This is a genomic window from Stenotrophomonas sp. Ste86, assembly GCF_024519465.1.
Classification (GTDB): domain Bacteria; phylum Pseudomonadota; class Gammaproteobacteria; order Xanthomonadales; family Xanthomonadaceae; genus Stenotrophomonas.
Map to the genome: position 1 here is coordinate 25,608 of NZ_JALJRW010000002.1, position 22,799 is coordinate 48,406.

The window sequence follows — 22,799 nt, forward strand, 5'->3', positions numbered from 1 at the left end:
GCGCGACGCTTCCTGTCCCCTTACCCGACGACGAGAACTGCCGATGCGCCCGACATCGCTCGCCGCTGCGTGCCTGCTGGCACTGGCCGCCGCTGCCACCGTAAGCGCCGCCGATCCGCTGGTCGGCCCCGGTGAGCAGATCGCCAGGCAGTTGCCCAAACCGTATGCCACCCGGTCTGCCCAGCTCAATTCCAAGGTGATCGGCTGGCCACAAGGTCGCACTCCGAAAGCGCCCGCTGGATTCCAGGTCAGCGCCTACGCGCGCGACTTCGACAACCCGCGCTGGATGGTGCTGCTCGACAATGGTGATGTGCTGGTCTCCGAGGCGAAGACCGGCAAGAAAAGCGCCAATCGCATCACCCTGCTGCGCGACGCCGATGGCGACGGCGTGCCGGAGCTGCGCAGCACCTTCCTGGCCGGTCTCAACCAGCCATTCGGCATGCTTCAGCGCGGTAACCAGCTGTACGTGGCCAACACCGATGGCGTGTCGGTCTACCCGTACGAAAACGGGCAGACGAAGATCACCGCCAAGGGCCGCAAGATCCTGTCGCTGCCTGCCGGTGGCTACAACAATCACTGGACGCGCAATATCGTCGCCAGCCCGGACGGCCAGTACCTGTATGTGACCGTCGGGTCGGCCAGCAACAACGGCGAGTACGGTCTCGAGAACGAGAAGCGCCGCGCCAACATCCTGCGCATCCGCCCCGACGGCAGCGGCGAAACCGTCTTCGCCGCCGGCCTGCGCAATCCCAACGGCATCGCCTTCAAGAATGGCCGCATGTGGACGGCGGTCAACGAGCGCGACGAGCTCGGCGACAACCTGGTACCGGACTACATCACCGAGGTGCACCAGGACGGTTTCTACGGTTGGCCCTACGCGTATTACGGCGCCAACGAAGATCCGCGCCTGGCCGGCAAGGCGCCGGAACTGGTCGAGAAAACCCGCGTCCCGGATTTTGCGGTGGGCCCGCACGTGGCGGCGATGGACATTACTTTCTATGACGGCACGGCGTTCCCGGCCCGGTACCAGGGGGGTGCGCTGGTGGGCCTGCACGGCTCGTGGAATCGTGCCGTGCTATCGGGCTACAAGGTGCTGTTTGTTCCCTTCAAGGGCGACAAACCCAGTGGCCAGGCCGAGGATTTCCTCAGCGGCTTCTTGGTCGACGGCAGCACGTCGGAGGTCTATGGCCGCCCGGTGGCCAGCCTGGTGCTCAAGGACGGCAGCGTGCTGGTCAGCGACGATGCCGGCAACACGGTCTGGCGAGTCAGCCACGCGCCCAAGGCCACCGCCGCGCGCTGAGGCGGTGGCCCGTCGCGCCCGGGCTCAGTGTCTGGATGCGGCGGGGAACACCAGTTCGGCCTGCACCGGGTAGTGGTCCGACGGCAGCACGCCGCCGGGCTTTTCATCCAGCGTGCTGAAGCGATCCACGGTGACGCCGCGCACCAGGATCCAGTCCAGTTCCACGGTCGGCTTGCCGGTGAAATCATGGAAGGTCAGGCGCGGGCCATCGACCTTGCCGGCAAGCCTGCGCGCATCACCGAGCGCGGCGGTGAACGTCTGGTAGGTGGTGCTGCCCGGCTCGCTGTTGAAATCGCCGGTGACCACCACCGGGATGTCCTTGGGCAGCGCGGCCAGCCGTTCAATGATCAGCTTGGCACCCAGCACGCGGCGCGGCTCATCTTCCTCGCGGTAGGGCAGGTGGGTATTGAGCAGGTAGAAGCGCTGGCCATCGGTCTGGCGCTGGAACAGCCCCCAGGTGACCATGCGCGGCATCAGGTTGCCCCAGGTGATGCTGGCGACCACATCGGGCGTGTCGGAGAGCCAGAAATTGCCGGATTCCAGCAGCTTGAGCTGCGCGGTGTCGTAGAACACGCCCATGTGCTCATCGGCATGGCCGCCGCGGCGGCCTTCGCCGAACCAGCGGTAGCCGGGCAGGTGCTGCACCAGGTAATCGGCCTGTTTTTCCACCAGCTCCTGGGTGCCAAACACGGCCGGGTGCTGCTCGCGCAGCAGCGTCACCATCGCATCGCGACGGTCTTCCCAGCGCCGGCCGGCCTCGGTATCCACCGGCGTGCGTACGTTGAAGGACATCACCCGCAGCGCGTCGGCCGCATGCGCCGAAGCGGTGGCGAGCGACATCGCCATCAATACCAACAAAGCGGGGCGGTGGAAACGTGCGTGCATGGGGCCTCCTGGACGGCCTGACAGGTAAGGCCCCAGCTTGCCATGCTTTCCTCGACACCGACTGTGCCGCAACGGGTGACACCTGCTGCAACGCAGCGCGAACACCGTGGCGGATGCGGTGATTGTGACGCACCTGCTTGAGCGCGGCCGCCAATCCGGGTTGAATCGGAACCGCACTGCACCTCGCGGAGTTTCAGGTGAATCCCCAGTCCCTTCCACCGCCGTCTTCCGGCCACCCTGACGTGACGCTGCGTTGGCTCCGGCGCGGCGACGCGCAGGCGTGGTACGACTATCTGCGCTTACCCGAGGTGATCGGCCAGACCAGCTGGGCGTTGTCATCGGTCGACGACCTGACGGCAATCTTCGCCGCACTGGAGCCGGAGGCTGCGGCGCCTCAGCTGCGCCTGGCCATTGTCGATCGCGGCGATGCGCTTGTTGGAACCCTCGGCTTCCACAGCATCAATCCCCAGCACGGCAGCGCCGAAATCGCCTACGAGCTTTCACCGGCGGCCTGGCACCGGGGCATCGCCACGGCCGTGTGTCGGCAGGTCGTGCCGTGGGCGTTTGCCCATTTCGGCTGGCAACGCATCCAGGCCGTGGTGCTGGATACCAATCATGCCTCGGCGCGCGTGCTGCACCGGTGCGCGTTTCAGCATGAAGGACGATTGCGCGGCTTCCGTCGGGTCGGCGGTACCTCGCGCGACTTCGATATGTATGCGCGTCTGCGTGGCGACCCGGCCAGCTAGTTTCAACTGGTCAGCAACACCCAGCCGATCAGGCTGTTGATCGCGATGCCCCAAAGCAGCACCCACAGCGTGGACAACACGGTATTGAGCCAGGAGCGTTCCAAGGCCACCTTGAGCCAGCCAGCCTGCACCACCGCGTACCAGAGCAGGGACAGCAGGGACACGGCCACGCCGATGTGGGTCGAAAGCTGGCCCGGCAGCCGGACGAACACCATGCTGGTAGACAGCGCGACCGCGAACGGCGCGGTCAGGTAACACTGCACGAAGAATGGGCGGCGCAGCGTCTCGCGGGTCATCGGCAGCTTGCTGCGTCGGAGCATGTGCACGGTAGCGATCAGCGGCCACACCGCGAAGGTGATCGAGCGGTACAGCAACAGACTTTCCTCGTTGCCGAACACCGTGCGCGACAACTGCCCGGTGCCGACGATCTGCTGGTGCATCAGCAACTCCACCCCGTGCGCCACCAGCACCGCCAGCATGAGGAACATCGGCGGACTGATCGCATCGTCGAACTGCTTGTCCAGTTTCTGGGTCAGCTCGGTAGTGACGTACTGCGCCATCCGCCGTGGATGCACGATCACCCGGTACAGCGTGCGCGGGAAAAACAGGAACCAGGTGCAGAGCTCGTAGAGAAACTCTTCCAGCGATCGAAGCAGTTTGAGGAAGTCCATCCAAGGTCCCTGCGATGAAGGCGCCGACAGCGCCGGGCGGGCTCGGCACTGCGGTCAGCGGAGGGCGACGGTCAGCGTATGCGGTGCCTTCTCGCCACGGCGCGCCTGCGCCCGCATCTGGTAGACCTGCACCACGTAGGTGCCCGAGGCGGGCAGGGTGCCGGACCAGCGCCGCTCCTCATCGTTGCTGCCCAGCGCCTCACCCTCGCCGGGGACCACGCCAGGGGCGAACACATTGAAGTTGGCATTGGCGCTGCCGCCTACCGAGACCGTCATGGTCTGGCCGGCGCGTGCCGCCACCGTATATTGGACCGTGTCATACCCCGAAAGCGTGCCGCGCAGCGCCGCGCTGCTGGCACCCTTGGTGAAGTGCACCGGTGTGGTGGTGACCTTGTCGGCGGCGGTGGCCAAGGCCGGGGTCTGTGCGAGCAGGGAAGACAACAGCAGCAAGCGGAAGGGTTTCATCGCAGTTCTCGCGGGCCCGGGCTTGGGCGTTCCCGCCGAGCATGATCGCCAGCGCATCAAGGGCTTGTCGATGCAGCCGGCAGATCGGGCGCCGTCCCGACTCGACGGCGCATGACGCGCCAAGGAAGGGTAACCTTGGCGGTTCCCTTATTGAACGACAGGCCCGCGCCGATGGATTACCAGCTTGTGATCAAGTTCTGGCGAAAGTCGCTGGACGACGAGGCGTTCCTGGCCACGCTGGAGGCCGAGCTGACCGCCGCGCTTGGCAAGGCGGCGACGCTGGATGGCTATGACGTCAGTGCCAAGGAAATCAACCTGTTCATGTTCACGGCCGATCCACGCCCGACCTTTCGGCGCACCAAGGACGTGCTGGAGCGGTTGGGTGTCCTGCACAGCGTTTCGGCGGCCTACCGCCTGGTTGGCGGTGCCCAGTTCACCTCGGTGTGGCCGCTGCGGATGGCGCGGAAGTTCACGTTGCCGTGAGGGTGGGGCGGGCGGCTACGCCCGAACGGCCACCAGCTTGTCGTTCGACAGCGCATCCTCGCCGTCGAAGCGGTAGGCCACCAGCGGCTCGCTATCCAGGGCTGCTCTGTAGTCCACGCAGCACGCCTTGGCGGAGATGACACCCGGGTTTCCGCTGAACCAGTAATGCCCGAAGAAGACCGGTTTGGCCTGGTCGTAGCGCGCGATGGCGCTGTCTGGAATCGGTGTCTCCGGCAATTGACCCGCATCGCGGCCGATCAGCGCCGCAGTGCGGTAGGTCGAGGCCGTGTCATCCCACCAGCGCACCCGCGTCCGCTGTCGGACAATGCCCTGCTTGTCCGTGAAGGTGATCGGGGCGGGCAGCTCGATCTCCAGGCCCTTGCAGATCGCTTCCACCGCCACGAACGCCGCGCTGTCTTTGCGTGATGCCGCCACCAGCAGTTCCGGCGTGAGCGTGTTACCCACCCCGAGCTGATCGGCAATGACCGCCATCGAGGGCGGGTGCCAGCAGGCGTGCACCAGGCGCAACTGGTCGGTTTCGATCCACAGCGGCAGGGTCATGAACCACTGGATCCATTCCCGGTGTAGTGCACTGTCCAGCGTCACCTCGTTGAGGAAGGCGCGATGCTGGTCATGGTTGCTCTGGCCGCGTGCCCGCAGGTAGTGGCCCGGCTGCGCGGGGTCCCGCGTTGCATAGGCAATGCCATTGAACTCATGATTGCCCATGATCGCCTCGGCGCTGCCCGCATCGACCATGCGCCGGACGATCTCCAGTGTTTCCAGCTGCCCAGGGCCGCGATCAATCAGGTCGCCCACGAACCGCGCAGTACGTGCCGGATGCCGCCAGGCGCCCATGCGCTCGCGGTAACCCAGCTGTTTGAGCAACGCTTTGAGCTTCCCCGCCTGACCGTGAATATCGCCAATGATGTCGTGTGCCATTTCTCCATTCTAGCGGTCAGTGCCGGTTCGCTGGGGGCAGTGGTTAAAATGTGATGCATGCACATTCCAGTCGCGCGAATGGACACTGCCATTTACCTGTGTTATGAAGCGCTGGTCAGGATAATCCTGGCAAACCACACAGCAATCAAAGGATCGAAAATGAAACGATTCGCCCGAGCATTGCGCGTCAGCCTCAATATTCATCCGAACGAGAAAAGTAGTGTGTGGAATACCTGGCCGATCTGGATCGAGTTTTGATTCCCCGTTGATTTTACGGGTTTGAACGGTAGCAAGACGAAGGGACTCGTCTTCGAGTTCCTTCTTGCCGGAGACATGCATGGAAGGGATGTCGCAACAGCAAGGCGGCGTGGCCGCCGAGCGCCTGGCCGCCCGCGTTGAACGCGAAGGTCCGGTGTTGAAACTGGACACCGGCGGCGTCGGCGTGTTTTGCCCCGAGCTCGCCGGCCGGGTCGACAAGGAAAACGCCGAGCAGTTGTTCGTCGTCGAATCGCTGTCCGATCTGTTTCGCCGCCATCAGCGCGTGCGCTGGTCCGAAGTGCGTAGCCTCATAGCCGCCTGCAGCGCCGAATTGACCGGCCCGGACACGCTCTGCGCCCTGCAGGGCAGGATGCGCATCGCACTCGACGCGGTCTGCGGTATCGAAGCCGATGCGATGCCGGCCATCTGGAACACGATGTCCTTCCCGCTGATTCCACTGGTCATCAACGGACTCAGCGGCAAGGAACAGGCCGCCGTGCAGCGTGCGATGCAGTTGCGCTTCACCACGCAGGTGGAGCAGGTGATCCACACGCGCGATCTGCTGCGCAACTTCTTCATCGGCCGCGGCGAGTCGCGCGCGATACACGCAGAACTCCAGCGCCGGCTGCGCGATGGCCATTCTCATCTTGATTATGCGCAGCCGCTGCTTGGACTGCGCGACCGTATCGGGTTGGATAAAGTCACCTATCTGGTCACCGTGCAGTTGATCGCCATTTCCGGCGTACCGGGCATGATGGCGGCGTGCCTTCTACTGGCCATGCAGATGCACCCGGAGTGGCGCGAGAAGATCGAGGCGGAATTCGAGACGCTGTCGGACGCGCAGATCCACGCGCTGCCGATGGCACGCATTCCGTGCACGATGCGCTTCCTGAAAGAAGTGATGCGGCTGTATTCGACGCCGTTCAATAATCGCCGCGTCGCGGTGTGCGACCTGGAGGCGGACGGGCACGCGATACCCGAAGGCAGCGTGTACGAACTCAGCTCCTACATCCAGCATCGCTCTGAAAAGTACTGGGACCATCCGCAGGTTTTTGATCCGGACCGCTGGTTGCCGGAGCGTCGCCGGCGCACTGCCGGCATCTACGTGCCGTACGGCTTCCCGTCGCGCTCGTGCGTGGGCTCGGCGGTGGGCAATGCGCAATTGATCCTGCTGTGCGCGTTGCTGGCGCGCGAGTATCGGTTCACGCCCTCCGCCCGCTATCGGCCCGAGGTGCGGATGGACGGATTTGCCATCCCGGCTGCGCTGCACGGCACGTTTTCGAGGCAATAAAAAAGCCGGAAGCCCTGTCACCAGGAACTTCCGGCTTCTTTCCGGCCCCGAAAGGCCGGTTGTATGGTGGAGGTGGGCGGAATTGAACCGCCGTCCGAAGGCACTCCATCCCCGGTACTACATGCTTAGCTCACCGTTGGATCTCATCCTGTGGCAGCACGGTGTGCAAAGCGCACCCCAGGACCAGCCTGCTTTAGTTAAGTCGTGACTGACAGGCAGCCATCACAACCGGTTCCGTGATAATGACCCTACATCTACGAGCACGGGCACAAGTAGGTTCGGGGGTTCGCCTTAGGCGGCTGTAGAACTAAACGCTAAAGCTGTTTTTAGGCAGCGATTGCGAAGTCGTTCGAACCGTAGTTGTCGTCGTTGGCAACTAAAAGTTTGCTGCTGGATTAACGAGGAAAGCTGCCCCCTCGGCATGCACCAAGTAACTTCACAACCCCCGTCGAAACCAATGCACCCCCGGTTTCTTCAAGAACCGCAAGACATCTGGCGACCCAGACGCTACTTGACGGGCTCGATGCTACTCCAATTCAGCTGAACAGTCACGGTGCACGGCCCGTCCTGCCTTGCCCGGTGCCCAGCGGAGGGGAATCAGCGCTTGCCTTCCTGCTGGCGACGGCTGTCGGCCTGGTGGCGGGCCTTTTCCTTGCGCACCCGATTGTGCTCGTTGCGCACGGTCATCGCCTGCTTCTTGGCCTGGGGTTCGGCCCGCGCCATCAGCGATTCGACCTGGGCAACCAGCCGACGGTGCTCCAGGCTGTCGTAGCTCTGGTTCTCCGACGCAGCACGCTTGGCGTTGCGGATCAGGTAGGTCAGCACCTTGAGCAGCGCGGCGGGGTCCATGGCGCGGGCGAGTTCGTCAAAGATGAACTCCAGCGCGGCCACGTCGGCACGCAGGGTGGTCAGTTCGTCGGCCGTCTGCACCGGCTCCGGGGTATGTTCGAGGGTCACGCGCGGATCCTTTCCGTATCAATGCGGGGATTCTGACAGCTGCGCGCCTCGGAGGGGAAACAACCTGCTGTCGGGACGGTTTGGAGGGAAGGGCGGGGGCGCTAAAGCGGCTTGCGCAGGTACAGGCGCTCGTGGCCGCGCGGGAAGTCCTGCAGCCGGCCGAACACCGCATAGCCCTGCTTGAGGTAGAAGCCCTCGGCCTGCCAGGAGAAGGTATCCAGCGTCACGGCGTGCGCGCCCAGCGCCCGGGCCTGCTGCTCTGCGTCGGCCAGCAGCGCCTGGCCAAGACCCCGGCCACGCTGGGTTTGGTCGACCCACAGCGCATGCACCATCAGCCAGCCACCGCAGACATCGGCGGCGATGCCGGCCACGACCTGGCCGGCGGCATCGTGGATCACGCGGTTGACCGGCTGGTCGTCCAGGGCATCGCCACTGGCAGCCTGGTTGAAGGCGAGCAGGCCGGCGAACACCGCCCGGGTGTCCTCGGCGCTGGCCGGCTGGATGCACGGCGCGCGCACCGTGCGCTCCATCACGCGTCGCGGTTGTGGCGGCGCATGGTGCGCGACTTCTCGCGGGCCCAGTCGCGGTCCTTCTCGGCGTCGCGCTTGTCGTGGGTCTGCTTGCCCTTGGCCAGTGCGATCTCGAGCTTGATCTTGTTCTTGCTCCAGTACATCGCCGTCGGCACGATCGTGTAGCCGTCGCGCTGGACCTTGCCGATCAGCTTGTCGATCTCGTTGCGATGCAGGAGCAGCTTGCGCTCGCGACGGTCGTTGGCCACCACGTGGGAGGAGGCCTGGATCAACGGGGTGATCTGCGCGCCGATCAGATAGATCTCGCCATCACGCACGTAGGCGTACGCATCGATGATGTTGCCGCGCCCGGCGCGGATCGACTTGACCTCCCAGCCCTGCAACGCCAGGCCGGCCTCGAAACGGTCTTCGATGTGGTACTCGTGGCGGGCACGCTTGTTGAGCGCGATGGTTTTGTTGGCCGTCGCGTTGTTTGCTTTATCCTTGCCGCTGTTCTTGCTCATGTCCGTATTGTCTCCGATTCGGGCCTCCCCGGTCGATTCATCAGCACACAGTATTGCCGCATGCCAACTATCCGCCGTAGTGCCCTGGTCGAACATTCGGCTGCCCGTATGTTCGATCTGGTCAATGATATCGATGCCTATCCGCGCCGGTTCCGCTGGTGCTCGGCGTCGCAGATCCTGGAATCCGGTCCGGACCGCCTGGTGGCGCGCCTGGACCTTGGGTTGGGCTCGTTCTCGACCTGGTTCATGACCGAAAACACCCTGCAACGTCCCAGCAGCATCGACATGCAGCTGCGCGATGGCCCGTTCAAGCGCCTGCATGGGCGCTGGGACTTCCATGCGCTGGCCGAGGACGCCTGCAAGGTGACCCTGACCCTGGAGTTCGAACCGAACTCGCGACTGCTGGGCCCGGCGCTGGCACTGGGCTTCCAGGGCTTGGCCGACCGCATGGTCAATGATTTCGTCCGCGTCGCCGATGGGCAGGACTGAGCGGTGATCGCAGTGGAAGTGGTGCTGGCCTGGCCGGATCGGGTGGCATCACGCCAGCTCCAGTTGCCCGATACCGCCACGGTGGCCGACGCCATTGCCGCCGCCGCGCTGGAGGGCAGTGAGCAGTGCCCGGCCGTGGCCGTGCATGGGCTGCTGGCCCGGCCCACCCAGACGCTGTGCGATGGGGACCGGGTCGAGCTGCTGCGCCCGTTGCTGGCCGATCCGAAGGACAACCGCCGCCGACGCGCCCGCGCCGGCAGCTGAAGAACGTGGCGGTGGCCTCAGCGGCCGCCGCGCTTCTTCTTGTCCTTGGCCAGGTTGCGGCCGAACTGGCGCACCGTGGTCTTGGCCAGGTCGGCGTCGTTGTTGGCGAAGTACTCGCCCTCCCAACGGGTAACCACATCGTTCTCGAAGTAGACGGTGAAGTTCTTCACTTCGGTCTGGCCGAGGCGGTTCACGCGCTGGCTGGCGGTGTAATCCCAGCGCTGGGCATGGAACGGGTCCGGGATCGAGGGGGTGCCGAGCAGCGCGGTGACCTGCTGCTTGCTCTGGCCCGCCTGCAGCTGACCGACGGCCTGCTCCCGGATCAGGTTGCCCTGATAGATGGGTTGCTTATAGATGATGCCGCAGCCCGTGGTGGACAGGGCAACGGCGGCGACCAGCAGGAGTTTGCGCATCGGAAAGGGCGTTTGGGGAAATCCAGTCGATGATACACTCACGACGCGTCGCCGCGACCCAATCCGAGGCAGCTGGCGCTAAATCGCCAATGAACGGAGAACTATGGAAACCCACGACCTGCGCAAAGTCGGCCTGAAGGTGACCCATCCGCGGATGCGGATCCTGGCGTTGCTGGAACAGCGCAATGCCCAGAGCCACCAGCACCACATGACCGCCGAAGACATCTACCGCCAGCTCCTGGAGCACGGCGACGAGATCGGGCTGGCCACGGTGTATCGCGTGCTGACCCAGTTCGAGGCCGCCGGCCTGGTGCTGAAGCACAACTTCGAAGGCGGGCAGGCCGTCTATGAACTCGATCGCGGCGGCCACCACGACCATATGGTCGACGTGGACACCGGCAAGATCATCGAGTTCGAAAGCCACGAGATCGAAGAACTTCAGCGCAAGATCGCCACCGAACACGGCTACGAGCTGGAAGAGCACTCGCTCGTCCTGTACGTACGCAAGAAGCGTCGCTAATGGCCCGGCGGCCGGTCGTCAGGCCGCCGCCGACCCGCACCGCGCTTCACCGGACCCCGGGCCCTGGCCCGGGGTTTTTGCGTTTCAGCGCGCGGTGGCGGTGGCGGTGACGGGTGCAACGTCCGGGAGCAGAGCGTCCAGGTCCACCGCGTCGGCCATTGCCCGGTTGCCGGCATCGCCCGGGTGCAGGTGATCGCCGGAATCGAAGGCAGGTGCCAGCCGCTCGGGATGGCTGGGATCGCGCAGGGCCGCGTCAAGATCGATCACCGCATCGAACGGGCCGTCGTTGCGTAGCCAGGCGTTGAGCTGGTGGCGCAGGGCGTCCTTGTCCGGCTGGTAGTAGTCGTCCAGCGGGGTGCCGGGGAGGGCACCGGCGAACGGCGGCAGGGTGGCGCCGAGGATGCGTACACCGCGGGCATGTGCGCGCTCGACCAGGTGCCGGTAGCCGGCCTGCAGCTCGGCCAGCGTCGGCGCCCCCTCTCCGCGGGCGAAGGCGGTGCCGGGCCAGGCGATGTCGTTGATGCCGATCAGCACGATCACGCTGACCACGCCCGTCGGGTCGAGCGCGTCGCGCTGGACGCGGGAGACGGCCGCGTCACCCATGCCATCGCGCAGCAGGCGGCCGCCGGAGATGCCGGCATTGACGACGGCCACGCCGCGTGGCGCCAGCCGCGCCGCCAGGTGATCGGTCCAGCGCTGGTCGCGGTCCAGGCTGGCGGTGGCGCCATCGGTGATCGAGTCGCCGATCACCACCACGCTGCGTGCGGTGGCGCCGGCCTGGACCTCGATGCCGGTCAGGAACAGGCGCGCGGTGGTGGTCGAGGTGGGCGCCAGCACCGGCGCGCGGGTCTGGTCGCCGCTGCCGATCAAGGCGGTTTGCCGGCCATCCCAATGGAAGGTGCGCAGGCGCAGCCGATCCGGGATGTACACGCTGACCTGTACGGCCTGCAGGGCGCTGGTGGCCAGCCCAAGCGGTTCACTCAGGCGCTCCTGGCCGGGGGCGATGACCACCTCGGCCTGGCCATCGAAGGCGAGGGCCATCGGCACCTGTCCGGGCGCGGCGGCAACGCTCGCGGCGCTGATCCGGACCGGCTGGTCGCCGTAGGCATTGCTCAGGCGCACCCGTAGCTGATTCCCGCCGAGGCTCAGGCGCGCGGTCTGGCGGACGGTCTGTGCGTCCAACTGCGCGGGAATGCCTGTGGGGAACAGAAAATCCGCGCCCCACACGGGCTGCGGGCTGGCCTGCCAGCTGGCCACCCAGCGGGCGGGAGGCGCTGCGGCTACGGTGGTGGTGGCAGTAAGCAGGGCCGTGGCGGCAAGGCGGGTGAGTGCATTCATCGGGCGATCCGTCGGGTGGGGACGGCCATGGTGATCCGCGCCGCATCTGTGAACTAGACTGCGTGCGGACAATCATCTGTGAACTGGATTCATCCCATGGCAGGCACCGATATCAACCGTTCCGGCGAACTGGAAGTGTTCGTCCGGGTCATCGAAACCGGCGGTTTCTCGGCGGCGGCGCGCTCGCTGGAGCTGAGCCCGTCGGCGGTCAGCAAGCTGGTGTCGCGGCTGGAGCAGCGGCTGGGCGCGCGCCTGCTGCAACGCTCGACCCGTCAGCTGCAGCTCACGCCGGAGGGCTGCACCTTCTACGAGCGGGGGCTGCGGGTGCTGGCCGACCTGGACGAGGCCGAGCGTTGCGCCAGTGCCCATGCCGAGCCGCGCGGGCGACTGCGGGTGAATGCCAATGTGCCGTTCGGGCACCACTTCCTGCTGCCGCTGTTGCCGGACTTCCTCGCCCGGCATCCGCAGGTGGGCGTGGATCTGGTGCTGACCGACGAGGTGATCGACCTGCTGGAGCAGCGCACCGACGTGGCCGTGCGCGCCGGACCGCTGAAGAATTCCCGCCTGGTGGCGCGGCGGCTGGGGGCGACGCCTATGGCGATCGTGGCGGCACCGGCGTATGCCCTCCGCCACGGCCTGCCGGCGACGGCCGATGCACTGCTGGCGCACAACCGGCTCGATATCGGCCACCCGCGCGCGCAGTCCGGATGGCCGCTGATGGTGGACGGGCAGCGGCGGGTGGTAGCCACCCAGGGCAGTGCACGGGCCAGCGACGGCGAGGCGTTGCGGCGGCTGGTGCTGGGCGGGGTGGGGATGGCGCGGCTGGCGGCCTTCCAGGTCAAGGACGACATAGCGGCCGGGCGGTTGCTACCGGTGTTGGAGCACGCCAACCCGGGCGATCTGGAAGAGGTGCACGCGGTGTTCCAAGGGCAGGGCGGTTACCTGCCGCTGCGGGTGCGCGCGTTGCTGGATTTCCTGGTGGAACGGGTGGATCTGTCCAGCCCGTTGGGGTAATGGCCGCGGGGCGCGGCAACGCAAGGCGCCAGCCAGCGTCCGACGAGACCCGCGGTGCGTCGGGTGTATCCGGACCCGGCCGGCGGTCGGCGCATTACGCGAGGTATGTCGGGGGGGGGGGCGTGCGGAACCGGCCAGCGGTGGGTACCGACCGTGGGTCGGTACCTGCCCTCAAACCTGCAGCAGCTTGCGGGCGGCCGCGCGGGCTTCCTTGCTGACTTCCACCCCGCCCAGCATCCGGGCAAGTTCTTCCTCGCGGGCCTTGGGGTCCAGCTTCTCCACCGCGCTCTGGGTCATGCCGTCCACCGGCGCCTTGCTGACCCGGTAATGCGCGTGGCCTTTGGACGCGACCTGCGGCAAGTGGGTGACGCACAACACCTGGCGCTTCTCGCCGAGGGCGCGCAGCTTGTGCCCGACCATGTCGGCCACCGCGCCGCCGATGCCCGAATCGACTTCGTCGAAGACCATGGTCGGCACCGCGTCCAGGCCCAGCGCGGCTACCTCGATGGCCAGCGAAATACGTGACAGTTCACCGCCGGAGGCGACCTTGCGCAGGGCGCGCGGCGGCTGCCCGGCATTGGCGGCGACCAGGAACTCGACCCGCTCGGCGCCGTTCGGGTCCGGCTTGACCACGGTCTGCGGCTCGATGTCGATCAGGAACTGCCCGCCGCCCATGCCCAGCTCGCCGATCAGGGTGGTGGTGGTGTCCGACAGCGCCTTGGCGGCCTCGCGGCGGCTCTTGCTCAGCACCTCGGCCACGGTCTGCCACTGGCCGGCGGCGCGATCGATCTCGCCGGCCAGCGCCTGCAGCCGGGTGTCGGCGCCGCGCAGCTGCTCGACCTCCGCTTCCATCGCGTCGCGGTGCTCGCCCAGCGCTTCCATCGGCACCCGGTGCTTGCGCGCCAGGTCGTGCAGGCGACCAAGCCTGCGCTCGATGTCCTCGAACTGTTCCGGGTCGGCGTCCAGGTCGTCGTGGACGCGGTCCAGCAGCGCCAGCGCCTCGTCCAGCTGGATGGCGGCGCTGTCGAGCAGGGCATCGACCTCGCCCAGGCGCGGATCGTGTTCGGCCACCCGCGCCAGCTCGTGGCGGGTCTGCTGCAGCAGCTGCAGCGCGGAGGTGTCTTCATCGCCGTTCAGGCGCGCCACGGCCACGTCGCAGGCGGCGATCAGCGCGCTGGCGTGGGCCTGGCGGCGGTGGCTGCTGCCCAGCTGGGCGATCGAGGCCGGTTCCAGATCCTCGCGCTGCAGCTCGCCCAACTGGTGTTCCAGGTAGCCGATGCGGTCGCTGACATCGCCCTGGCGCGACAGCGATTCGGCCTCGTCCACCAGCGCCTGCCAGCGTGCGGCGGCCTGGCGGACCTGGCCGCGCTCGGTCTCGTTGCGCGCGAACGCGTCCAGCAGGGCCAGCTGCGAGGGCCGCGCGAGCAGCGCCTGCTGTTCGTGCTGGCCATGGATTTCCACCAGCGTGGACGCCAGCTCGGTCAGCTGGGTGAGGGTGACCGGGCGCCCGTTGATCCAGGCGCGCGAGCCGCCGTCGGCACGGATGATCCGGCGCAGCTGGCACTGGTCCTCATCGTCCAGTTCGTTCTCGCGCAGCCAGCGCCGCGCCGGGGCGTCTTCGCCGGGGGCGAATTCGGCCGACAGTTCCGCGCGGGCGGCGCCGTGGCGGACCACGCCGCTGTCGGCGCGCAGGCCGGACAGGAAGCCCAGCGCGTCGACCATCAGCGACTTGCCCGCGCCGGTCTCGCCGGAAACCACGGTCATGCCCGCCCCGAATTCGAGTTCGGTAGCGCGGACGACGGCAAAATCCTTGATCGATAGATGTTTGAGCATGGTTGTCTGTTCTCGAGCCGCGCAACGCTAGCATGGGTGAGGGGCGGCTCCAATGCGCGGATATCAATCGTGATGTACCGATGGCTTGCCAACGGGCCCCATCGCCATTATCTAGTGTTGCGTCTCACAGGCTGATTCCATGCACCCCTCCGCCACCCATCTCGCTCCCCGCGCCCGCCATCTGCTGCGGACGTTGATCGCGCGCCATATCCAGGACGGCGAGCCGGTGGGGTCGCAGACGCTGGCGCGACTGGCCGGGCTGGATGTCAGCCCGGCGACCATCCGCAACATTCTCGGCGACCTGGAAGACCTGGGCCTGCTCAGTTCGCCGCATACCTCGGCCGGCCGGGTGCCCACCGCGCACGGCTACCGGGTGTTCGTGGACAGCCTGGTCAAGATGCAGCCGCCGGGCGAGGGCGAACTGAGCCGGCTGCGCAGCGAGCTGGCCACCGGCACCGGCACCCAGGCGCTGCTCGGCAGTGCGTCGGAGCTGCTGTCGGCGATGAGCCACTTTGTCGGGGTGGTCAGCGCCCCGCGCCGCGAGCAGTTCGCCTTCCGCCACATCGATTTCGTGGCACTCGATGCCGGCCGCGTGCTGGCGATCCTGGTATTTGCCGACAACGAAGTGCAGAACCGGGTGATCGAGCCGCGCCGCGCCTTCGGTCCGGGCGAGCTGGAGCAGGTCGCCAACTACCTCAATGCCAACTGCGCGGGCCGGCCGCTGGCCGAGATCCGTGCGCGGCTGCTGCTGGAGCTGCGCGATGCGCAGTCGGAAATGGAGCAGCTGCTGGCGCACAGCATCGAGCTGGCCGAGCAGGCGATGGTGCCGCCGGCTGATGACATGGTGCTGGCCGGGGCGACCCGCTTGATGGGGGTGCAGGACCTGTCCGACCTGGAGCGCCTGCGCGAGCTGTTCGATGTGTTTGCCAGCAAGCGCGAGATCCTGCAGCTGCTCGAGCGCACCATCCAGGCCCCGGGCGTGCGCATCTTCATCGGCGAAGAGACCGGGGTGATGCCGCTGGAGGGGGTCTCGCTGGTCACCGCGCCGTACTCGGCCGGCGGCCAGGTACTGGGCGTGCTCGGGGTGATCGGCCCGAAGCGGATGGCGTATGACCGCATGATTCCGCTGGTGGAGGCTACCGCGCAGGTGCTGGGCGCCGCGCTGGGCGACCCGGCGGGCGGCGGATTGTCCCGCGATCGCGCATAAACCTGGCATTGGACTCTTGAATCCGCACCCCGCGCCCACATAGGGGTGGGTGGAGGCGGAGAGTCACCGCCAAGGATCCGGAAATGAACCAAGATCAGCCCGATATCGCATCCCAGAATCCCGCCGGTGAGCCGGCTGCCGAGCCGTCCCTGCAGCAGCAGCTGGACAGCCTGCACAACGAGGTCGCCCTGCTGCGTGCCGAGTCGCTGCGCGAACGCGCCGACCTGGACAACCAGCGCAAGCGCGTGGCCCGCGACGTGGAACAGGCGCGCCGCTTCGCCAATGAAAAGCTGCTGGGCGAGCTGCTGCCGGTCTTCGACAGCCTCGACGCCGGCCTGAGTGCCGCCGGTGCCGAGCCCAGCCCGCTGCGCGAAGGCCTGGAGCTGACCTACAAGCAGCTGCTCAAGGTTGCCGCCGACAACGGCCTGACCCTGCTCGACCCGACCGGCCAGGCCTTCAACCCGGACCACCACCAGGCGATCAGCCAGGTCGACGCGCCCGGCGCGGCGCCCGGCAGCGTGGTGCAGGTGTTCCAGAAGGGTTACCTGCTCAACGATCGCCTGCTGCGCCCGGCGCTGGTCGTGGTCGCCCGCGATTGACCCGGCTTGCGCGACGCTGAATGCGTTGCGCTTCCACCGGACACAGTGTTTGGTGGGTGGCTTGAATGTAGTCCAGCCGTCCCCCACATCCCATTCATAACCCGGCAGCAGCCGGATGTTCCCAGAACTTTCAGGAGTCTCCCTCATGGGCAAGATCATTGGTATCGACCTCGGCACCACCAACTCGTGTGTGGCGATCATGGACGGCGGCAAGGCCCGCGTCATCGAAAATGCCGAAGGCGACCGCACCACGCCTTCCATCGTCGCCTACACCAAGGACGGCGAAGTACTGGTGGGTGCCTCGGCCAAGCGCCAGGCCGTCACCAACCCGAAGAACACCTTCTACGCCGTCAAGCGCCTGATCGGCCGCAAGTTCACCGACGCTGAAGTCCAGAAGGACATCGCGCACGTGCCCTACGGCATCCTGGCCCACGACAACGGCGACGCCTGGGTGCAGACCAGCGACGCCAAGAAGATGGCGCCGCAGGAAATCTCCGCCCGCGTGCTGGAGAAGATGAAGAAGACCGCCGAAGCCTTCCTGGGTGAGACCGTCACCGAGGCGGTGATCACCGTGCCGGCCTACTTCAACGACAGCCAGCGCCAGGCCACCAAGGACGCCGGCCGCATCGCCGGCCTGGACGTCAAGCGCATCATCAACGAGCCGACCGCGGCCGCGCTGGCCTATGGCCTGGACAAGGGCGACAACAAGGATCGCAAGATCGTGGTGTACGACCTGGGCGGCGGCACCTTCGACGTGTCGGTGATCGAGATCGCCAACGTCGACGGTGAGAAGCAGTTCGAAGTGCTGGCCACCAACGGCGACACCTTCCTGGGCGGCGAAGACTTCGACAACCGCGTCATCGAGTACCTCGTCGACGAGTTCAACAAGGACCAGGGCATCGACCTGCGCAAGGACCCGTTGGCCCTGCAGCGCCTGAAGGATGCGGCCGAGCGCGCCAAGATCGAGCTGTCCAGCGCCCAGCAGACTGAAGTGAACCTGCCGTACGTCACCGCCGACGCCTCCGGTCCGAAGCACCTGAACATCAAGCTGACCCGCGCCAAGCTGGAAGCGCTGGTGGAAGAGCTGATCAAGAAGTCGATCGAGCCGTGCCGCGTGGCGTTGAACGACGCCGGCCTGCGCTCGAGCGACATCAGCGAAGTGATCCTGGTCGGTGGCCAGACCCGCATGCCGAAGGTACAGCAGGCGGTGACCGAGTTCTTCGGCAAGGAACCGCGCAAGGACGTCAACCCGGACGAAGCCGTGGCACTGGGTGCGGCGATCCAGGGCGGCGTGCTGGGCGGCGACGTCAAGGACGTGCTGCTGCTGGACGTGACCCCGCTGTCGCTGGGTATCGAAACCATGGGCGGCGTGTTCACCAAGATCATCGAGAAGAACACCACCATCCCGACCAAGGCCTCGCAGGTGTTCTCCACCGCCGAGGACAACCAGTCGGCCGTGACCGTGCACGTGCTGCAGGGTGAGCGCGAGCAGGCCCGCTTCAACAAGTCGCTGGCCAAGTTCGACCTGTCCGGCATCGAGCCGTCCCCGCGTGGCATGCCGCAGGTGGAAGTGTCCTTCGACATCGACGCCAACGGCATCCTGCACGTGTCGGCCAAGGACAAGAAGACCAACAAGGAACAGAAGGTCGAGATCAAGGCCGGTTCGGGTCTGTCCGAGGACGAGATCGCGCGCATGGTCGCCGATGCCGAAGCCAACCGCGAAGAAGACAAGAAGTTCCATGAGCTGGTCCAGGCCCGCAACCAGGCCGACGCGCTGATCCACGGTACCCGTACCGCGATCACCGAGCACGGCAGCAAGGTCGGTGGCGATGTGATCGGCAAGGTCGAGTCGGCCCTGGCCGACCTGGAAACGGCGATGAAGGGCGACGACAAGGCGCAGATCGAAGCCAAGTCGAAGGTCCTGGAAGAAGCGGGCCAGGCGCTGTTCGCCGCCTCGGCCGCGGCCGAGCAGGGTGGTGCGACGCCGGGCGCGGATGCCGGTGCCAACGCCGGCGCGCACGACGATGTGGTCGACGCCGAGTTCACCGAAGTGAAGGACGACAAGAAGTCCTGATCCGGACAGGATGCGGGACGTTGCGCAGGCAACGTCCCGTGCTTGTTTCCCCTTAGGTCCTGGCAGCCGCCTGCGGTTTGTCGGGGCGCCCCGGCGAAAGAGCGGACCTGGTTCCGCTCTTCCGCTTTGACGAATCCCGACCACCGGAACCCGATTCAACCCTATGAGCAAGCGTGACTATTACGAAGTGCTGGGCGTCTCCCGCACCGCGACCGAAGAAGAACTGAAGAAGTCCTATCGCCGTTGCGCGATGAAGTTCCACCCGGACCGCAACCCGGGCGACAGCGCGGCCGAAGCCTCCTTCAAGGAGTGCAAGGAAGCCTACGAAACCCTGTCCGACAGCAACAAGCGCCGCATGTACGACGCCCACGGCCATGCTGCCTTCGAGCACGGCATGGGCGGCGGTGGCGGTGGTCCCGGCGGCCCGGACATGGGCGATATCTTCGGTGACATCTTCGGCAACATCTTCGGCGGTGCCGGTGGTGGTGGCCAGCGCCAGGCCCGTCGCGGCGCCGATGTCGGCTATGTGATGGAGCTGGACCTGGAAGAAGCGGTGATGGGCGTGGAACGCCGCATCGAGATCCCGACGTTGGCCGAATGCGACGACTGCAACGGCAGTGGCTCCGAAGACGGCAAGGTCGATACCTGCAGCGTGTGCCATGGCCACGGCCAGGTGCGCATCCAGCGCGGCATCTTTGCGATGCAGCAGGCGTGCCACAACTGCAACGGGCGCGGCAAGATCATCCAGACCCCGTGCAAGACCTGCCACGGCAATGGCCGTGTGGAGGAAGACAAGGTGTTGTCGGTGAAGGTGCCCGCGGGCGTCGACAGTGGCGACCGCATCCGCTTGTCCGGCGAAGGCGAGGCTGGTCCGGCCGGTACGCCGCCGGGCGATCTGTACGTGGAAGTGCGGGTGCGCGAGCACGCGATCTTCCAGCGCGACGGCGACGATCTGCATTGCGAAGTGCCGATCCGCATCTCGCAGGCTGCGTTGGGCGACACCGTGCGCGTGGCCACCCTGGGCGGGTACGCGGAAATCCGCATCCCGGCCGAAACCCAGACCGGCAAGCTGTTCCGCCTGCGCGGCAAGGGCGTGCGCTCGGTGCGCAGTCGCAGCGAAGGCGATCTGTACTGCCGCGTGGTGGTGGAAACTCCGGTCAACCTGACCCCTGAGCAGCGCAAGCTGCTGGAGCAGTTCGAAACCACCTTCACCGGCGAAGAAGCGCGCAAGCACTCGCCGAAATCGGCGACGTTCATCGACGGCGTGAAGGGTTTCTGGGATCGGATGACCTCGTAAGCGACCGGCGATTCAACGGATGTGACGAAGGCCCGCTGGTGACAGCGGGCCTTTTTTTGTCCGTCGCCGGGTAGAGCCACCCCATGGGTGGCTGCTCTTCGTTTCGGCACCGCGCGCAGCCACCCATGGGGTGGCTCTACCTGGGTGGACAAGCAGCCACCCATGGGGTGGCTCTACCCTGGGCGGACAAGCAGCCGCCCGTGGGGTGGCTCTACCCCCGGGTGGAGAAGCAGCCATCCATGGTGCGGCTTTCCCGGAGTCTCCGCCGGTCGGGGCGGCAGGCGTAAAATGTCGGGATGAACGAATCCCTCGAAAGCCATCTGGTCCATGGACGCCGCCAGCGCCCGGACGGTCCGTCGCCGGTCGACGTCATCTCGGTGCAGTCGCAGCTGGTGTATGGCTACGCCGGCAACAGCGCTGCCGTGCCGCCGTTGCGCGCGCTGGGCGTGCGTGTCGCCGAAATCCCGACCACGCTGCTGAGCAATGCGCCGTTCTACGCCACCACGCGTGGCCGCGTGCTGCCCTCGGACTGGTTTGCCGACCTGCTGCTGGGCGCCGGTGAGCGCGGGTTGCCGCAGCGGGCGCGGATGCTGATCTCCGGCTATTTCGGCAGCGTCGGCAACGGCGCGGCCTTTGCCGACTGGCTCGACGCGGTGCTGCCGTCTTCACCGCAGCTGCGTTACTGCCTGGACCCGGTTATCGGCGATACCCACACCGGGCCCTACGTCGAGCCGGGCCTGGAAAAGGTCTTCGCCGAACGCCTGCTGCCGCATGCCTGGCTGGTGACCCCCAACGCCTTCGAACTCGGTCGCCTGACCGGCATGCCGAGCCTGGCCCAGGACGAGGCTATCGCCGCTGCGCAGACGCTGCTCGCGCGCGGGCCGGAATGGGTGCTCGCCCACAGCGTCGGCGGTGACCCGGGCCAACTGGTCACGCTGGCGGTCAGCCGTGAGGCGATCTGGCGCTGGTCCTCGCCGCACCTGCCGGTGGACGTGGCCGGTACGGGTGATGTGCTGATGTCGCTGCTGGTAGCGTTCCTGCTGCGCGGTGAAGCGTTCGAGGAGGCGATCTCGCGCGCCATCGCCGGCGTGCACGTGGCGCTGGAGACCACCCTGGCCAATGGCCATGAAGAGTTCGACGTTCTGGCCGCCGCGCCGGCCGCGCTGGCCCTGCCGCAGCGCTTCGTGCCCGAGCGCCTGGCGTGAGGGCAGCACCGGTTGTCGGTATCGTCGGCAGCGCCGGCGCCTACGGGCGTTGGCTGCGTGGGTTCCTCGAGCGGCGCATGGGCCTGGAGGTGATCGGCCATGATCCGGCCGATCCGCACTCGGACGATCCGGAGGTGCTGCTGCAGCGGTCCGATGTACTGGTTTTCTCCGCGCCCATCCGCCAAACGCCCGCGCTGATCGCCGACTACGTGGCGCGTTCGGCCGGACGCGAGGCCGGGCGCCTGTGGCTGGATGTGACCTCGGTAAAGAGCGATCCGGTCGCGGCGATGCTGGCCTCGCAGGCCGAGGTGGTGGGGCTGCATCCGATGACCGCACCGCCCAAGGCACCGACGCTGAAGGGGCGGGTGATGGTGGTCTGCGAAGCGCGGTTGTCGCGCTGGCAGCCCTGGGTGCAACGGTTGTGCGACGCGCTGGAAGCCGAGTGCGTGCGCGCCACGCCCGCACACCACGACCAGGTCATGGCGCTGGTGCAGGCGATGGTGCACGCCACCCACCTGGCCCAGGCCGGGGTGCTGCGCGAGTACGCGCCCCTGCTGGGAGCGTTGCCGGCGCTGATGCCGTACCGCTCGGCGTCGTTCGAACTGGACACGGCGATCATCGCGCGCATCCTGTCGTTGAACCCGGCCATCTACGAAGACATCCAGTTCGGCAACCCGCACGTGGGCCCGATGCTGGACCGCCTGCTGGGCCAGCTGCAGCAACTGCGCGACCAAGTGGGGCAGGGCGATGACGCTGCACGCGCGGCCTTCCGCCAGCACCTGCTGCTGGACAACCGTGACAGCCAGGGCGAGGCCGTATTGGCCGAAGGCAATTACACCTTCGAACGCGTCGGCTACCTGCTTGCGGACCTGACCGAACGCAATGCGATCAGCGTGCACCTGCCCGAGGACCGCCCCGGCTCGCTGCGCGAACTGCTGCATGTGTTCGAACGGCATGCGGTGAGCCTGGCGTCGATCCATTCCTCGCGTACGCCGGGCGGTGAAGTGCATTTCCGTGTCGGCTTCGTGGCCGGCAGCGATGCGGCGGCGCTGCAGCGCGCGGCGCAGGAAATCGATGCGTCCGGGATCGGCCGGGTGTTGCCGCGCTGACGTGCTGCGACGCCGCATTCATCCACAGGGGGTGTGGATGAGTTGCGCACAAACATGTGGATAACCGCGCGCATCCCTTGCGGTCACAGGCTGTCAAGAAGGCTGGCCAGAAAATGACCAGCCTTTCGGAAACTATTTTTCTTGACAGCGAGCGCAGTACGGCCGGTACTCAGGTGGTGAGGATCAACTCGCCGCCGCGGGTGCGGAACTGACGGCCGTCACGGACAAGATGGCGGCCGTCGGCCAGCTCATAGCGCGCGCTGTTTTCGGCCGGCGCGGTGTTGCCGGGCTGCTCATCCTTGAACTCGACGATGACGTAGCTCTCGCCGGCGGCGTCGGTGGCGGGGAACTGTCGGAACGACATGAAGCACCTCCTGCGGTGGCACAAACCGATGACCTGCGCACCATG

25 protein-coding genes and 1 other RNA gene are annotated in these 22,799 nt (G+C 66.6%); 14 read left to right on the forward strand and 12 right to left on the reverse strand.

Translation table 11 applies throughout. The features are described from left to right. The first annotated feature begins 43 nt into the window (after positions 1-43). Positions 44-1,300 carry a sorbosone dehydrogenase family protein gene (locus NR101_RS02415; RefSeq protein ID WP_256774032.1) on the forward strand — a complete coding sequence of 419 codons (1,257 nt, stop codon included), beginning with the start codon at positions 44-46 and terminating at the stop codon, positions 1,298-1,300. A 24-nt stretch (positions 1,301-1,324) separates the two neighbouring features. Here the strand turns inward: NR101_RS02415 and NR101_RS02420 are convergent, their stop codons facing one another. Continuing rightward, complete coding sequence (locus NR101_RS02420) at positions 1,325-2,185, reverse strand: endonuclease/exonuclease/phosphatase family protein (RefSeq protein ID WP_256774031.1); 861 nt, start codon at positions 2,183-2,185, stop codon at positions 1,325-1,327. 242 nt (positions 2,186-2,427) lie between these two features. Here NR101_RS02420 and NR101_RS02425 point away from each other — a divergent pair, with 242 nt between their 5' ends. Beyond that, entirely contained in the window at positions 2,428-2,931 is a 504-nt protein-coding gene (locus NR101_RS02425; RefSeq protein ID WP_256777697.1) for a GNAT family protein, read from the forward strand. A 2-nt stretch (positions 2,932-2,933) separates the two neighbouring features. On the opposite strand, the gene NR101_RS02430 is transcribed toward NR101_RS02425, so the two are convergent. Continuing rightward, positions 2,934-3,602 (reverse strand): hypothetical protein, encoded by a 669-nt coding sequence (locus NR101_RS02430; protein WP_256774029.1) that lies wholly within the window; start codon positions 3,600-3,602, stop codon positions 2,934-2,936. A 54-nt stretch (positions 3,603-3,656) separates the two neighbouring features. Then, entirely contained in the window at positions 3,657-4,067 is a 411-nt protein-coding gene (locus tag NR101_RS02435) for a g-type lysozyme inhibitor (RefSeq protein ID WP_256774028.1), read from the reverse strand. 171 nt (positions 4,068-4,238) lie between these two features. On the opposite strand from NR101_RS02435, the gene NR101_RS02440 reads away from it, so the two are divergent. Further along, on the forward strand, positions 4,239-4,550 hold the full coding sequence (locus NR101_RS02440) for a hypothetical protein (protein WP_256774027.1): 312 nt from the start codon (positions 4,239-4,241) through the stop codon (positions 4,548-4,550). A 15-nt stretch (positions 4,551-4,565) separates the two neighbouring features. Here NR101_RS02440 and NR101_RS02445 read toward each other — a convergent pair whose 3' ends face one another. After that, on the reverse strand, positions 4,566-5,489 hold the full coding sequence (locus tag NR101_RS02445) for a metallophosphoesterase (RefSeq protein ID WP_256774026.1): 924 nt from the start codon (positions 5,487-5,489) through the stop codon (positions 4,566-4,568). A gap of 367 nt (positions 5,490-5,856) precedes the next feature. Between NR101_RS02445 and NR101_RS02450 the strand changes: the two genes are divergently transcribed. Continuing rightward, positions 5,857-7,038, forward strand: a complete 1,182-nt coding sequence (locus NR101_RS02450; RefSeq protein WP_256774025.1) for a cytochrome P450 — start codon at positions 5,857-5,859, stop codon at positions 7,036-7,038. A gap of 64 nt (positions 7,039-7,102) precedes the next feature. Here NR101_RS02450 and ssrA read toward each other — a convergent pair. The 4 genes from ssrA to smpB form a co-directional block, all read right to left on the reverse strand. After that, positions 7,103-7,505: a transfer-messenger RNA gene (ssrA, locus tag NR101_RS02455) on the reverse strand. A gap of 130 nt (positions 7,506-7,635) precedes the next feature. Further along, positions 7,636-7,995: a hypothetical protein gene (locus NR101_RS02460; RefSeq protein ID WP_256774024.1), complete on the reverse strand. Its 360-nt coding sequence runs from the start codon at positions 7,993-7,995 to the stop codon at positions 7,636-7,638. 101 nt (positions 7,996-8,096) lie between these two features. After that, entirely contained in the window at positions 8,097-8,513 is a 417-nt protein-coding gene (locus tag NR101_RS02465) for a GNAT family N-acetyltransferase (protein ID WP_256774023.1), read from the reverse strand. An 11-nt stretch (positions 8,514-8,524) separates the two neighbouring features. Next, entirely contained in the window at positions 8,525-9,028 is a 504-nt protein-coding gene (gene smpB, locus NR101_RS02470; protein WP_256774022.1) for an SsrA-binding protein SmpB, read from the reverse strand. Positions 9,029-9,088: 60 nt separating this feature from the next. Between smpB and NR101_RS02475 the strand changes: the two genes are divergently transcribed. After that, a complete protein-coding gene (locus NR101_RS02475) occupies positions 9,089-9,517 on the forward strand; it encodes a type II toxin-antitoxin system RatA family toxin (RefSeq protein WP_256774021.1) in 429 nt (142 codons plus the stop codon). A gap of 3 nt (positions 9,518-9,520) precedes the next feature. After that, entirely contained in the window at positions 9,521-9,781 is a 261-nt protein-coding gene (locus NR101_RS02480; protein WP_256774020.1) for an RnfH family protein, read from the forward strand. Positions 9,782-9,798: 17 nt separating this feature from the next. Here NR101_RS02480 and bamE read toward each other — a convergent pair whose 3' ends face one another. Beyond that, on the reverse strand, positions 9,799-10,194 hold the full coding sequence (gene bamE / locus NR101_RS02485) for an outer membrane protein assembly factor BamE (protein ID WP_256774019.1): 396 nt from the start codon (positions 10,192-10,194) through the stop codon (positions 9,799-9,801). A gap of 103 nt (positions 10,195-10,297) precedes the next feature. Between bamE and fur the strand changes: the two genes are divergently transcribed. Then, positions 10,298-10,714 (forward strand): ferric iron uptake transcriptional regulator, encoded by a 417-nt coding sequence (fur, locus tag NR101_RS02490; protein WP_256774018.1) that lies wholly within the window; start codon positions 10,298-10,300, stop codon positions 10,712-10,714. An 84-nt stretch (positions 10,715-10,798) separates the two neighbouring features. Here the strand turns inward: fur and NR101_RS02495 are convergent, their stop codons facing one another. Next, a complete protein-coding gene (locus tag NR101_RS02495) occupies positions 10,799-12,052 on the reverse strand; it encodes an SGNH/GDSL hydrolase family protein (RefSeq protein ID WP_256774017.1) in 1,254 nt (417 codons plus the stop codon). A 96-nt stretch (positions 12,053-12,148) separates the two neighbouring features. Between NR101_RS02495 and NR101_RS02500 the strand changes: the two genes are divergently transcribed. Further along, positions 12,149-13,066: a LysR family transcriptional regulator gene (locus NR101_RS02500; protein ID WP_256774016.1), complete on the forward strand. Its 918-nt coding sequence runs from the start codon at positions 12,149-12,151 to the stop codon at positions 13,064-13,066. Positions 13,067-13,237: 171 nt separating this feature from the next. Here NR101_RS02500 and recN read toward each other — a convergent pair whose 3' ends face one another. Further along, entirely contained in the window at positions 13,238-14,899 is a 1,662-nt protein-coding gene (gene recN / locus NR101_RS02505) for a DNA repair protein RecN (protein WP_256774015.1), read from the reverse strand. 139 nt (positions 14,900-15,038) lie between these two features. Between recN and hrcA the strand changes: the two genes are divergently transcribed. From hrcA to NR101_RS02535, 6 genes are all read left to right on the forward strand, one after another. Next, complete coding sequence (gene hrcA, locus NR101_RS02510) at positions 15,039-16,106, forward strand: heat-inducible transcriptional repressor HrcA (protein ID WP_256774014.1); 1,068 nt, start codon at positions 15,039-15,041, stop codon at positions 16,104-16,106. A gap of 83 nt (positions 16,107-16,189) precedes the next feature. After that, positions 16,190-16,705 (forward strand): nucleotide exchange factor GrpE, encoded by a 516-nt coding sequence (gene grpE / locus NR101_RS02515; RefSeq protein ID WP_256774013.1) that lies wholly within the window; start codon positions 16,190-16,192, stop codon positions 16,703-16,705. A 145-nt stretch (positions 16,706-16,850) separates the two neighbouring features. Next, on the forward strand, positions 16,851-18,779 hold the full coding sequence (dnaK, locus tag NR101_RS02520; RefSeq protein WP_256774012.1) for a molecular chaperone DnaK: 1,929 nt from the start codon (positions 16,851-16,853) through the stop codon (positions 18,777-18,779). A gap of 163 nt (positions 18,780-18,942) precedes the next feature. Further along, a complete protein-coding gene (gene dnaJ, locus NR101_RS02525) occupies positions 18,943-20,076 on the forward strand; it encodes a molecular chaperone DnaJ (RefSeq protein ID WP_256774011.1) in 1,134 nt (377 codons plus the stop codon). A 296-nt stretch (positions 20,077-20,372) separates the two neighbouring features. Further along, positions 20,373-21,281, forward strand: coding sequence for a pyridoxal kinase (gene pdxY, locus NR101_RS02530; protein ID WP_256774010.1), 909 nt, complete (start codon positions 20,373-20,375; stop codon positions 21,279-21,281). Further along, the gene (locus NR101_RS02535) at positions 21,278-22,390 is read left to right on the forward strand and encodes a prephenate dehydrogenase (RefSeq protein ID WP_256774009.1); all 1,113 of its coding nucleotides are present in this window, start codon (positions 21,278-21,280) and stop codon (positions 22,388-22,390) included. The genes pdxY and NR101_RS02535 overlap by 4 nt, the downstream gene beginning before the upstream one ends. 169 nt (positions 22,391-22,559) lie before the next feature. Here NR101_RS02535 and NR101_RS02540 read toward each other — a convergent pair whose 3' ends face one another. Beyond that, entirely contained in the window at positions 22,560-22,754 is a 195-nt protein-coding gene (locus NR101_RS02540) for a hypothetical protein (RefSeq protein ID WP_256774008.1), read from the reverse strand. Positions 22,755-22,799: the final 45 nt, after the last annotated feature.